The following is a 12,129-nucleotide window of genomic DNA, read 5'->3' as shown; positions in this document are numbered from 1 at the left end:
GGGATGAATGTGGCGCAAGTCACAAGATCGAAGCGTGGTTTGCGGAGTACGAACCCACGGGACGAGAACACGTTCTAGGCTCTGAACCGTCTCGTCGTCATACCGAAAGGGCCATCGCCGTGAGTGCCTCCCCCGAGCAGATCCGTGCCACCGCAGACTCCTACATCGCCGCGCTGGTCGCCGGCGACCTCGAGGCGATCCTGGACCTCTACGCCGAGAACGCCACGGTCGAGGACCCGGTCGGCAACGGGACCGTCCACGAGGGCAAGGCGGCCATCCGCGAGTTCTACTCGTCCGTGGTGGCGATGAAGATCGACGGCGAGGTGATCGAGGCGCGGGTGTGCGGTGACGACCTGCTGTTCAACTTCGAGATCACCACCCACTTCGACGCCGACTCCAAGGCCACCATCAACGTGTGGGACCTGATGACCCACGACGAGCAGGGCAAGATCGCCTCGATGCGCGCGTACTGGACCCCGGAGAACATGAGCTGAACCGGGGCCGCCCGATCCGGCTGCATTCGGGGCCGGTGCGCGTTCTCATTCCCGGTCCGGCGCGTTCTGGGCCGGTGCGCGTCCGGACGCCCGATCCGGCGCGTTCTGGGACGCATCGGTCGAGAGGGAGTCGCCGAGAACGCGGCGGGAATCCACAGAACGCGCTCGATCGAGCCGGGCCGCGCATCCCGGACGAAGGCGCGGGCTACGCCTGCTGGACTAGCCTTGGATTCCATGATCACCGCCATCGTCTTCGTCCACGCCGAGACGGCGCGCATCCCCGAGGTCGCCGAGGCGATCGCCGAGATCGACGGGGTCTCCGAGGTGTACTCGGTCACCGGCACCATCGACCTCATCGTGCTGGTGCGGGCCCGCCGCAACGAGGAGGTGGCCGATATCGTCTCCGACCGCCTGAACAAGGTGCCGGGTGTGGTGAACACCGAGACGCACATCGCGTTCCGCGCGCTGTCCAAGCACGACCTCGAGGCGGCGTTCTCCCTGGGGTACGACGAGTAGACGCAGGCCCGCTTCGCACCGCGCGCTGCGCCCCGCCACCACGAGGGTGTTACCCCGTGCGCCGGTGTTCTCGGGAGGTGCCGCCACGGTCTCCGCGACGGATGTGCATACTGACACCACGACTTGCTGATTTCCGGATATGCAGGGGAAGACCGGTGAGAATCCGGCGCTGACCCGCAACGGTATGCCGTCACCTCGGTGACGACGAGCCCGATTACCTGCCCGGAGGTTCGCGACTCTGCCCATCGCCGCGGTCTGCGATCCGGAGTCCTGCACGGTCGGCGGCCGGACTCTTGCGACTGCCCTCCTGCGGGTCTCGTGTGTTCGTGGGCACACGACACGATCCGAGGTCTGATCATGTTCCGTCGCCAGTCCAGGTCCACCATCGCGCTCGCCGCACTCCTCGTCGCGGGGGCCGCCGTCGCGGGGTGCTCCCGCGGCGAGGCGCAGGAGAGCACCGCCTCCGAGCAGGCGTTCTCCGATCCCGTGACCATCACCAACTGTGGGCGGGAGTCCACGTTCGACGCCCCGCCCGAGCGCATCATCACGATGAACGCCCACGTCACGGAGACCCTCATCCAGATGGGTGCGGGAGACCGGATCGTCGGCCGGGGATACGACGACCGTGAGGACGTCCTCCCGGAGGTCGCCGAGGAGCTCGAGGCGATACCCGGGCTGGCCGAGGAGTATCCCACCTGGGAGCAGATCGTCGATCTGGAACCGGATCTGGTGGTGGCCGGCATGCGCAGCGCGTTCGACGAGAAGGAGGGCCGTAGCCGAGACGCCCTGGAAGCCGCGGGCATCGACACCTTCCTGTTCTCCGAGTACTGCGGCGACGGGTTCCCGGACTTCTCCATGCTCGAGACCGACTTCTCGCAGCTGGGCCGGGTCCTCGGCGTCGAGGAGGGCGCGCAGGAGCTCACCGACAGCATCGTCGACCGGGTGGAGGCGGTCCGGGCGACGCTCGACGAGGCCGGCGTCACGGGTACCCCCACCTTCTTCTACGACGGAGGAGAGGCCGAGCCGACGACGATCGGAGGCGTCGGCATCGGCCAGCTGATCGGCGAGTACGCGGGGGCGGACAACATCTTCACCGAGGGCGACCGCCCGTACCTCGCAACCACGTGGGAGATCCTCGGTGAGCGCCGGCCGGAGGCGATCGTAGTGCTCGACTACGGGGCCACCAGCGCGGAGGACAAGATCGCCTACCTGCGCGAACAGCCCATCATGTCCACCACGCCGGCGATCCGCTCCGACCGAATCGTGGTGGTCCCCCTCGCCGACTTCTTCGAGAGTTCCCGGATGGCGACCTCGGTCGAGACGATCGCCCGCGAGCTCTACCCCGACGCCTTCGGGCGCTGACATGGCGACGGTCGTCCACGACGGTGGCCGTGGCGCACGCGGCACGGGGGTGCCGGATCCGAACCGCCCCCCGGCAGCGTCCCGCCCCCCGTCACGGTCCCGCCACTCGCTGTCCCGCCGCTCGGTGCCGCGCCGCGACAGGCGCCCGCTGGGGCTGGTCCTCGCCCCGCTGCTGGGGCTGCTCGCCCTCTCGGTGGCGCTGGGGGTCTCACTGGGGTCGGTCTCCATCCCGCTCGGGGATGTCTGGGCGATCGTCGCCCACCGCCTGGCCCCGGGGTCGTTCACCCCGTGGTGGTCCGAGGCTCGCGAGGCGATCGTGATCGAGTCCCGGCTGCCGCGCGCGCTGATGGCGGCCGCGGTGGGTGCATCCCTCGCGGTGGCGGGGGGCGTGGCGCAGGCGGTCACGCGCAACCCGCTGGCCGACCCGTACCTGCTGGGAGTGTCGTCCGGGGCGGGATTCGGCGTGGTGGTCCTGACCGTGCTGGGCGTGGGTGCCGGGGTGTCGGGAGTCTTCACCCTCCCGATGGCCGCCTTCCTCGGCGCACTCCTGCCACTCGCCGGGGTGATCCTGGTGGCGAGACGCGCGCACGACACCACGGCGATCGTGCTGGTGGGGGCGGCCCTGACGATGGTGTTCTCGGCGCTCAACACGTTCACGCTGCTCGTGCTGGGCGACGACCACCAACTGGGCACCGTGATGCGCTGGCTCGCCGGCGGGTTCGGTGACGCCGGGTGGACCATGTTGCTCGCCCCGGTCACGATCCTCACCGTCGCCGGGATCCTCGTGCTGCTGTCCAGCCGACATCTGGATCTACTCCTCACCGGTGACGACGGCGCCACGGCGATGGGCATGAACGTCCCGCGGTTCCGACTTCTCATGCTGCTGCTGGTGTCGATGCTCACCGCGGGGGCGGTGGCCGTGTCCGGGACCATCGGGTTCATCGGTCTGCTCATCCCGCATCTCGCCGGGTACGTCACGGGCCGCACCTCGGCGCGACTGCTCCCGACGGCCGCCGTGCTCGGTGCGGTCGCCCTGGTGCTGGCGGACATCGCGGCCCGGTCCGTGAGCGACGGTGCCGAGCTCCCGGTGGGTGTGGTCACTGGCGTCGTGGGCGGTCCGGTTTTCCTGATCATGTTGTGGCGGCGCTACGGAAGGGCCGCGCGATGACCACGCTGACCGCGTCCGACGTCTCCGCCGCCCTGGGGGGACGCCGGATCCTCGACGGGGTGGACCTGACCATCGCGCCCGGCCGGGTCACCGCGCTGGTGGGCCCCAACGGCAGCGGCAAGACCACGCTGCTGCGGACCTGTTACCGGGCATTGCCCACCACGACCGGGATGGTCCGCCTGGACGGCGACGACATCACCTCCCTTCGCCGCCGGACCCTGGCGCGCACGGTGGGCGTGAGTACGCAGGAGCCGGTCTCGCTGGGCGGCATCACGGTCCGTGAGTCGGTGCGCCTGGGTCGGACGGTCAAGCGCGGGCTATTCGAGTCGTTCGGGACCGACGACGCCGACGTGGTGGACACCGTGCTCGACCGCGTGGGGTTGGCCGGGCTGGCGGAGCGCGACGTCCTGGCCCTGTCGGGGGGCGAACGGCAGCGGGTGTCGATCGCCCGGGCACTGGCCCAGCAGCCCGAGGTGCTCCTGTTGGACGAGCCCACCAATCACCTCGACCTGCACCAGCAACTGTCCGTTCTGATACTGCTGCGGGAACTGGCGGCGGGTGGGCTGGCGGTTCTGCTGACGCTTCACGACCTGCGGATGGCCACCGAGTACTGCGACGCCATGGTGGTGCTGAGTGGGGGCCGCGTGGTGGCGACCGGTGCGCCCGAGGAGGTGCTCGATCCCGCGCTCCTCGCCGGGGTGTTCGGGGTCCGTGGGCAGGTGCGACCGGGGCCGGCCGGCGGCCGGACCCTGGACGTCTGGGGGCTCGCCGATGGCTGAGCCCAACGCCGCTGCCGCTCCCGCTGCCGCTCCCGCTGCCGCCACCACCGCCGCTACCGCCACCACCACCGCCGCTACCGCCACCACCACCGCCGCTACCGCTACCGCTACCGCGTACGCGGACATCGCGGCACCGCTCGGCGAGTTCGCCCGGACCATCGAGCACGGCCCCGAGGTTCTCCCCGGGACCCTGCTCACCGATCCCCGGTGGCTCGCGGCGCGCGTCGCCGACACCGGCCGCCGCTGGTCACACGATGATCCGCGGGTCAACGCCACGCTCTGGTGGTACTCGGCCAGCTCCACCCTGGTCGCCGCGCCACTGACGATGCTGCTCTCCGCGGGCGTCGCACCCGATCCCCGGCCGGAGCGGCTCACCGTGTCCCTGCAGGCCAACGGGTATCTCCGGGCCGCGCGTTCGGACCGGTTGTCGACGTCGGCGACCGCGTTCTCGGAGGAACTGCGTGAGGCCCACGAGGCGGTGATCGCCTCACTCGCGGAGGTCTCGGGCGCGGCACCGCGCGCGCTGTGGGCGATCGCCTCCGACTCGATCGCCAACCGGGCGCTGGAGGCGGGCCGCGCTGTCGGGGACCCCGGGCGGGGCTGCGACCTGGCCCGGGCCGTCTCCCGTCCCCCGCTGCTGCCGGTGCGCTACTCCGATGTGACAGCGTCCGGGCTCACCCGGCGGTTCGTGCGCCGTGGTTCCTGCTGTCTGATCTACGTGGCGACCGACGGGGACAAGTGCGTCAGCTGTCCGCGCCGCACTCCGGCGGATCGCCACGCCGAGCTTGTGCGGCGCACGTCATCCTGACGTGCCGCCCCGCGGGGCCGGCCGCAGTTCCTATCGGTGCCGCTTCAGGGGCCGACCACACTCCCTAGCGCTGCCGGTCCGGGGGCCCACAACACTCCCTAGCGCTGCCGGTCCGGGGCCGACCACACTCTCAAGCCTGCCGCCTAGCGAGCCTTCGTGCCCGCCCCCGCGCTCTCTGCAGTTCAGCGAGCAGTGCCCTGCCGGTCCACTGGCGGCGGTCGGGCCCGGCCCGTTCGGCTTCGTGCACCAACTCGACCATGTGCGCGCAGGCCGGCGTCTCGACTCCGAGATACCGGCCCATCCGCACCACCTCACCCTGGAGGACGTCGATCTCGGTCGGCCGACCGCGGACCAGGTCGTCGTTCATCGACGACGTCCCGTCGGCGTCCACCCGCATGACCGCCCTGGCGAGCCTGCGGAACACCGGCGTGGGTAGCCGCATGACGTACGGCAGCAGGCCTGCGGGCACCGCGATGGGCACCCGTGAGACAACTCCGGCGGCGGTGAAGACCCGGTTGCCCTCGGCCTGGCAGAGCGCGACGCATCTCCTCAGGTCCCGGTCGAGGAGTTCGGAGCGCAGCGGCAGACCGGACAGTGCCTGGACGGCGTTGTTGAGGTTCAGCAGGACCTTGCCGTGCAGCACCGCCTGGATGTCGTCAGTCGCACGCACCGGGAGGTCGGCCTCCTCCATCACACGGACAAGGGGGCCGGCCAGGGGATGTTCCGCGATCCGGATCTCGCCGGTGCTGGTCCGGCGGTAGGTGGCGGGGCCGGTCCGGGCGACGTTGAAGGGGATGACCCCGGCGATCACCGGTGTGTGGTCCACACCCTCGCGGATCAGGTCGGCCGAGTGCAGTCCGTTCTGCAGGCCCACCACCAGGGATCCGGGCCGCAGGAACGGGACGAACTCGGCGGTGGCCGCGGCCGTGGAGCCCGCCTTCGTACACACCAGGACCACGTCCGAGCGTCGGACGGACTCCGGTGACCCGGCCAGGGTGAGCGCGTCGGCCGGCACGTGGAGGCGGTCCTCCACACCCTGCCCGGACTCCACGGTGAGCCCGACCGCGCGGATCGGGTCGAGTACGTGAGGACGCCCGACCAGGGTCACGTCGGCATGCCGGGCGAGCCGTCCGCCCAGGTAGCACCCGACCACGCCCGCACCGATCACGGTGATGCGAATTGGTGTGTCCGGGCCGGTCATGGTGCTGGACGTTACGACATGCGCACCGGTCCGGCGGTGGGATCGCGCAGGTGCCCACCGGGTCGAGGGGATCTCAATGGCGCCGAGGTCTCAGAACCACCTCGGTCGGGTGTGCGTCGGGGGTCGAGTCGAGCGCGTGACGCACCGCGGTGGCCACGGAATCCGGGCTGAGGTGGGCCGACGGGTCGTAGGTCCCGCCCTCGGCGGCGACGATCGCCCGCTGCATGTCGGTGTCCACCCGGCCCGGATGGATCGAGGTGACGCGCAGCGCCGGTTCCTCGCCACGGAGCGTGTCGGTCACGGCGCGGAGCGCGAACTTGGAGGCACTGTAGGAACCCCAGCCCGGCTTGGCGGTGGTCCCCGCGCCGGAGTTGATGACGACGAGGTGGCCGCGGGCCGCGCGGAGCGCCGGGAGCAACACCCGGGTGAGCTCGACCACCGCGAGCAGGTTGATCTCGAACGCGCGGCGCCACTCGGAGGCCTCCGACTCGTCGATCCGGCCGAGCTCGGCGACCCCGGCACAGTGGATGAGCCCGTCGAGGGTGGCGATCCCGTCGGCGACCAGCGAGACCCCGTCTGCCGTCGTCAGATCCGCGGTCACGACCCGGGCGGACCCGCAGGAACGGGCCACGGACGCCAGCGCGTCGGCGTCGCGACCCACCAGGATCAGATCGTGACCCGCCTCGAGTGTCCGGGCCGTGGCCGCGCCGATTCCGCGGGAGGCGCCGGTGATCATGACTGTGCTCATGCCCGCTGAGGCTAGACGCCGGGCCGGTTCAGCGGGAGGCTCATGTCCGTTGAGGCTGGACGCCGGGCCCGTCGAAGGCGTCCAGCAGCGCGTTGAGGGCGGGGACCGCGGCCGACAGCGACTCCCGGTGTTCCGGGGACAGGCGCGACAGGTGGTCGGCGAAGTCCTGGTCGCGCTCCTCGAGCACCTGGTCGATCCGCGCCCGCCCGAGGTCGGTGAGTTCCACGCAGACACCCCTGCCATCGGATTCGTCCCGCACGCGTTCCACGTAACCCATGCTCTCCACGACTGTCACCGAATTGCTCGTCGTGGGGACCCGGACGTTCTCCAACCGGGCCAGGTCGCTCATCCGCAACCGCCCGTGGCAGGCGAGGGTGTAGAGGATCGAGGTCTGCGCGCGGCTGAGGGCGTACTGGGTGTTCTGTCGCCGGACCAGCAGGTCCAGCCGGAGCAGGATGGGACGGAACTCCGTCGCCAGCCCGCTCGTCGCCAGCCCGCTCCCCACAGTGTCCATCCCATGCCCCCCTGAACAGTGCGGCCCCCACAGTCGCATGGGAGATGTAAGCACGTTCTTTGACGGTCGTGGGGCGTCATCCCGGGCCGTGGGGGATACTCTCGGCATGGATTTGTATCACCAGATCACCGGTTCCGGCCCCACCGTCGTCCTCCTCCACGGCGTCTGTCACCGAGCCCACGCATGGGACGCGGTCGTACCACTGCTCGCGGACCGGTTCCGCGTGGTGGTGGTGGACCTGCCCGGGCACGGGGAGTCGGCGGATCTCCCCGACGCCGGCGATGTGCTGGACTACATGGTCGGCCAGCTGGTCGACCTCCTCGAGGCGGTCGTGCCGGACGGGGAGCGGGCCCATATCGTCGGGAACTCGCTCGGCGGTTTCCTGGCGCTGGAGTTGGGGGCCCGCGGACTGGCGGCCAGTGTCACCGCGCTCTCGCCGGCCGGGTTCTTCCGTTCGTACGCCGAGTGGCGCTACACCATGACCGTGTTCCACGGTCTCCGTCGCGTGGCCGGCAAGCTGGGCCGGCACATCCCCGTGCTGACGGAGAGGGCGGCGGGCCGCGCGGTGATGATGGGCGTGTTCTGCGCGCGGCCGTGGCGGTACCCGGCCGAGGCGGCGGCGATCGACGGTGAGGCGATCGTCAGCAACACGGTGCTGGACCGGGCGGACCGCGGCACCTTCCTCTTCTCCGCCCCGGTCGACGAGGAACTGCCGATCACCATCCGGTGGGGTCGGTTCGACCTGGTGCTGCCGGTCCGTCAGGTCAAGCTGGCCTCGAGGCTCTTCCCGCAGGCCCGGGTGGAGATCACGGCCGACGGGCATGTCCCGATGTCGGACGATCCGGAAGGCGTCGCCGCCTCGATCGCCGCGACCGTCGAGCGCGGGTTGGCGTATGCGGGGCAGGGGATCCGGGTCTGACGGCCCGGACGGATCCCCGGCCCCGCACACGAACGGTCAGGAACCCAGGGACCCCATCGGGAGCGAACCCCCGGACAGCGACCCGGTCCCGCCGGTGAACCCGTCCCGCCACGCCACCACCGTCGACGGACGCGGCTGCGACGTCCCGCCGTCCGGCCAGTGGGAGGCGGGGTTCTCGATGGACGCGCCGTCCTTCTCGCCCGGGTGCTGGACGTTCACGATGGCGCGGTCGGCGAAGAGGAGCGGGCCACACGTCTCGGCACCGATAGGCACGGTGAGGAAGAGCTTGGTCTCACCCCGGTTCGGGCCCTCGGTGGCCACCGAGTACAGACCGTCGTTGAACCCGAGCGCGTTGCCGTCGGTGGACACCCACAGCCCGCCGGCGGGGTCGAAGGCCACGTTGTCCGGGCACGAGATGGGGCTGACCTTGGACTTGTCGAAGCCGCCGAAGTAGGTGTCGGCGGCGGCCGGGTCCCCGCACACCAGGAGCAGGTTCCAGCCGAAGGTCGTGCCGGCGTGGTCGTCGGTGATCTCCACGACCTGCCCGTGCTTGTTGTTGTGCCTGGGGTTGGCCTCGTCGACCTGACCGACGGTGCGGGCGGTGTTGTTGGTCAGCGCCATGTAGACCTTGCCGGTCGTGGGGCTGGGCTCGACGTCCTCCGGGCGGTCCATCTTGGTGGCCCCGACCGCGTCGCCTGCCATGCGGGTGTACACGGCGACCTGCTCCGCGGTCATGCCGGTGACGTGGGAGACGGCGTTGCCGGCGGAGTCGACGGTCATGAGCGGGATCCAGCCGCCGGTTCCGTCGAATGCGCCGTCCGAGGGCAGCGTGCCCGTCCCGTCGATCTCGGACTCGGGGGAGTTGCCGGTGAAGGTGGCCACGTAGAGGGTGCCCTCGTCGAGGATCCTCATGTTCTGGGCGCGTGCCGCCGCGTCCCGACCGGGCACCATCTTCCGGCTGGAGACGAACTTGTACATGTAGTCGAACCGCTCGTCGTCGCCCGAATAGATGACGACGGTTCCGTCGGCGGTCACGTGGACGGTACCGCCCTCGTGCTTGAACCGGCCGAGCGCCGAGTGCTTGACCGGCGTGGAGTCCGGGTTCCAGGGGTCGACCTCGACGATGTAGCCGAAGCGGTTGACCTCGTTGGGCTCGGCGGCCAGGTCGAAGCGGGAGTCGAAGCGCTCCCACTTGCGTCCGGACTCCCGGACCGACACGCCGTAGCGACGGAGGGCCTCCACCCGGGCCGGGTCGGTGACGGAGCCGGTGGTGCCGAAGTACTGGTTGAAGTTCTCCTCGCCGGAGAGCACGGTCCCCCAGGGGGTGTGGCCGCCGGCGCAGTTGTTGAGCGTTCCCAGCACGCGGGTCCCGGTCGGGTCGGCGGTGGTGCGGGTGAGCGGGCCGACGGCTGGGCCACGGAGCTCGAACGGCGTCGTCGCGGTGATGCGGCGGTTGTAGGAGCCCATCACGGGATCGAGACCACCGTCGCCTGCGCGGCTGGTGAGCTCGACCACGGTCATCCCGTGAGCGGCCCACGCGGTCTCCACCTGCTCGCGGGTGGGAGCGGCGGAGTCGTACCCGCGGAACATCGTGGGCTCGGTGGTGTACTCGTGGTTGACGATCAGGAGGAACCGGTTGTCCCGGTCGTCCATGGGGTACAACACCGCGAGGTCGCAGTTGTAGCCGTACTGCAGGGACTGCGCGGCGGCGGTCTGGTTCTCGAAGTCGAAGGCGGGTGCGCCGGGGATCACCGGGTCGCCCCAGCGGATCACCACGTGGCTCGAGTACCCGGCCGGAACGACCACGGCGTCAGCGGTGTTGGGCGCGACCGGGATGAAGCCGGTGTCGAGCGTCCCCCCGCCCGTCGATCCGAGAGCGCCGGCGCCGAGCGACCCCTGCGCGGCGACGGTCGCGGGCAGGACCTGGGTGGCCCCCACGGCGAGGGCGACCACACCGGCGGCCTTGAGCGCTCCGCGGCGGCTGATCTCGGTGGCGACGTCCCCGAAGTACGGATTGCCGCTGCCGTTGGGGACCGGTGCCGCGCACTGGTCACCGCACTTGTACAGACATGTCAGATGCTGACGGTTGGAGATGCCGGGGGTGGCGATCGGAAGCAGACGACGGACTGACAACGGTTCTCCCTGAAGACGTGTGCGCCCCGCACGGGCGCACGAGGACGCTGTGACCCTAGGGAGCGCGGACTACGACACGGGCGTGGTGAGGACACGCGCGGATGAACTGTGGGCACAGTGCCGGTGAACTCCGGCGCGGTGGCGCTACAGTCGTCGTGTTCGCCCTCTATCTCGGATCGTCCGGCACGTTCCTGCCGGTGAAGGGAAAGATCTCGCATGGCTTCGGTGACCTTCGAGAACGTGTCCATCATCTACCCGGGTGCCGCACGGCGCAGCGTGGACCGACTCGATCTGGAGATCGCCGACGGCGAGTTCCTCGTCCTGGTCGGGCCGTCGGGCTGCGGCAAGTCCACCACTCTCCGCGCGCTCGCGGGACTGGAGGACGTGTCGGCCGGGCGCATCCTCATCGGCGACAAGGACGTCACCGCGACCGAGCCCAAGGACCGGGACATCGCGATGGTGTTCCAGAACTACGCTCTCTACCCGCACTACACGGTGCGCGAGAACATGGGCTTCGCGCTCAAGCTGGCCAAGGCGTCCAAGAAGGAGATCGCGGAGCGGGTGGACCGCGCGGCGGAGATGCTCGACCTCTCGGACTACCTCGACCGCAAGCCCAAGGAGCTCTCCGGTGGTCAGCGCCAGCGGGTCGCCATGGGCCGGGCGATCGTGCGCAGTCCCCAGGTGTTCCTGATGGACGAACCGCTGTCGAACCTGGACGCCAAGCTCCGGGTGGCCACCCGCGCCCAGATCGCCAAATTGCAGCGTGACCTGCGCACCACCATGATCTACGTGACCCACGACCAGGTGGAGGCCATGACCATGGGAGACCGGGTGGCGGTGCTCAAGGACGGCATCCTGCAGCAGGTCGACACCCCGCGCGAGCTCTATCACAACCCGGTCAACGCCTTCGTCGCCGGTTTCATCGGGTCGCCCTCGATGAACCTGTTCGACGCGCCCGTGGCCGACGGCAGGGTCGACCTGGAGGGGTTCGGTGAGGAGGTCCCCCCCGGCACCGGGGCGATGGTCACGGTGGGCGTGCGGCCGGAACACCTACGGATCGCCGAGGACGGTCACGGGCTGCAGGTGACCGTGGACCTCGTCGAGGAGCTGGGGGCCGACAGCTACCTCCACTGCTCCACCGGAGACGGAGACCCAGTGGTCTATCGCGCCGAGTCGGGTGACCACCCGCGCAAGGGCGAGACCATGTTCCTGGCCGCGCTCGACGGTGAGGTCCGCTTCTTCGACGTGGAGTCCGGTCTGCGACTGCGGTGAGGAGGACGGCCGACGGGCGCGGCGGACTGCCGCAACAACTGTTGTTGCTAGAGTGTCGCGTGTGATCCAAGTCTCGCGGCCTGAACTGGCGGCGGGACGGCCGGGAGTGGGCGATCAGACCATTCGTGGTGCGACGCCACAGGCCCGGTGTGGGTTACGCTCAGCGGGACCTCAGAGAGACCCGCGTCACAGTAACCCGGGATCATCCGATCGTC

At 70.3% G+C, this 12,129-nt stretch carries 12 protein-coding genes and 1 riboswitch; of the genes, 8 read left to right on the top strand and 4 right to left on the bottom strand.

Annotation, left to right across the window (positions count from 1 at the left end):
• The first annotated feature begins 119 nt into the window (after positions 1 to 119).
• The 6 genes from A6048_RS17655 (at position 120) to A6048_RS17630 (ending at position 5,127) form a co-directional block, all read left to right on the top strand.
• A complete protein-coding gene (locus A6048_RS17655; RefSeq protein ID WP_107747114.1) occupies positions 120 to 494 on the top strand; it encodes an SgcJ/EcaC family oxidoreductase in 375 nt (124 codons plus the stop codon).
• 234 nt (positions 495 to 728) lie between these two features.
• Positions 729 to 1,010 carry an Lrp/AsnC family transcriptional regulator gene (locus A6048_RS17650; RefSeq protein WP_107747113.1) on the top strand — a complete coding sequence of 94 codons (282 nt, stop codon included), beginning with the start codon at positions 729 to 731 and terminating at the stop codon, positions 1,008 to 1,010.
• 131 nt (positions 1,011 to 1,141) lie between these two features.
• Positions 1,142 to 1,238: riboswitch (adenosylcobalamin-variant (AdoCbl-variant) riboswitch) on the top strand.
• Positions 1,239 to 1,367: 129 nt separating this feature from the next.
• Complete coding sequence (locus A6048_RS17645) at positions 1,368 to 2,372, top strand: ABC transporter substrate-binding protein (RefSeq protein ID WP_107747271.1); 1,005 nt, start codon at positions 1,368 to 1,370, stop codon at positions 2,370 to 2,372.
• Between the two features lies 1 nt (position 2,373).
• Complete coding sequence (locus tag A6048_RS17640; RefSeq protein ID WP_107747112.1) at positions 2,374 to 3,540, top strand: FecCD family ABC transporter permease; 1,167 nt, start codon at positions 2,374 to 2,376, stop codon at positions 3,538 to 3,540.
• Positions 3,537 to 4,319 (top strand): ABC transporter ATP-binding protein, encoded by a 783-nt coding sequence (locus A6048_RS17635; protein WP_107747269.1) that lies wholly within the window; start codon positions 3,537 to 3,539, stop codon positions 4,317 to 4,319. The genes A6048_RS17640 and A6048_RS17635 overlap by 4 nt, the downstream gene beginning before the upstream one ends.
• Entirely contained in the window at positions 4,312 to 5,127 is an 816-nt protein-coding gene (locus A6048_RS17630) for a (2Fe-2S)-binding protein (protein WP_244911030.1), read from the top strand. Before A6048_RS17635 ends, A6048_RS17630 begins: the two co-directional genes overlap by 8 nt.
• 130 nt (positions 5,128 to 5,257) lie before the next feature.
• Here A6048_RS17630 and A6048_RS17625 read toward each other — a convergent pair whose 3' ends face one another.
• The 3 genes from A6048_RS17625 to A6048_RS17615 all read right to left on the bottom strand — a co-directional run bounded on the left by A6048_RS17625 (position 5,258) and on the right by A6048_RS17615 (position 7,590).
• Positions 5,258 to 6,328: a 2-dehydropantoate 2-reductase gene (locus tag A6048_RS17625; protein ID WP_107747111.1), complete on the bottom strand. Its 1,071-nt coding sequence runs from the start codon at positions 6,326 to 6,328 to the stop codon at positions 5,258 to 5,260.
• A gap of 73 nt (positions 6,329 to 6,401) precedes the next feature.
• Positions 6,402 to 7,076, bottom strand: coding sequence for an SDR family oxidoreductase (locus tag A6048_RS17620; RefSeq protein WP_107747110.1), 675 nt, complete (start codon positions 7,074 to 7,076; stop codon positions 6,402 to 6,404).
• A 40-nt stretch (positions 7,077 to 7,116) separates the two neighbouring features.
• Positions 7,117 to 7,590 (bottom strand): MarR family transcriptional regulator, encoded by a 474-nt coding sequence (locus A6048_RS17615; protein WP_107747109.1) that lies wholly within the window; start codon positions 7,588 to 7,590, stop codon positions 7,117 to 7,119.
• Positions 7,591 to 7,696: 106 nt separating this feature from the next.
• Between A6048_RS17615 and A6048_RS17610 the strand changes: the two genes are divergently transcribed.
• Positions 7,697 to 8,509 carry an alpha/beta fold hydrolase gene (locus A6048_RS17610; RefSeq protein ID WP_107747108.1) on the top strand — a complete coding sequence of 271 codons (813 nt, stop codon included), beginning with the start codon at positions 7,697 to 7,699 and terminating at the stop codon, positions 8,507 to 8,509.
• Between the two features lie 36 nt (positions 8,510 to 8,545).
• On the opposite strand, the gene A6048_RS17605 is transcribed toward A6048_RS17610, so the two are convergent.
• Positions 8,546 to 10,642 carry a PhoX family protein gene (locus tag A6048_RS17605; RefSeq protein WP_107747107.1) on the bottom strand — a complete coding sequence of 699 codons (2,097 nt, stop codon included), beginning with the start codon at positions 10,640 to 10,642 and terminating at the stop codon, positions 8,546 to 8,548.
• Positions 10,643 to 10,858: 216 nt separating this feature from the next.
• Between A6048_RS17605 and A6048_RS17600 the strand changes: the two genes are divergently transcribed.
• Positions 10,859 to 11,914 (top strand): ABC transporter ATP-binding protein, encoded by a 1,056-nt coding sequence (locus tag A6048_RS17600; RefSeq protein ID WP_107747106.1) that lies wholly within the window; start codon positions 10,859 to 10,861, stop codon positions 11,912 to 11,914.
• Positions 11,915 to 12,129 lie beyond the last annotated feature (215 nt).

The organism is Dietzia psychralcaliphila, from assembly GCF_003096095.1.
Classification (GTDB): Bacteria; Actinomycetota; Actinomycetes; order Mycobacteriales; family Mycobacteriaceae; genus Dietzia; species Dietzia psychralcaliphila.
The sequence above is the reverse complement of the archived record's forward strand: the minus strand, read 5'-3'. Positions and strand labels throughout refer to the sequence as shown.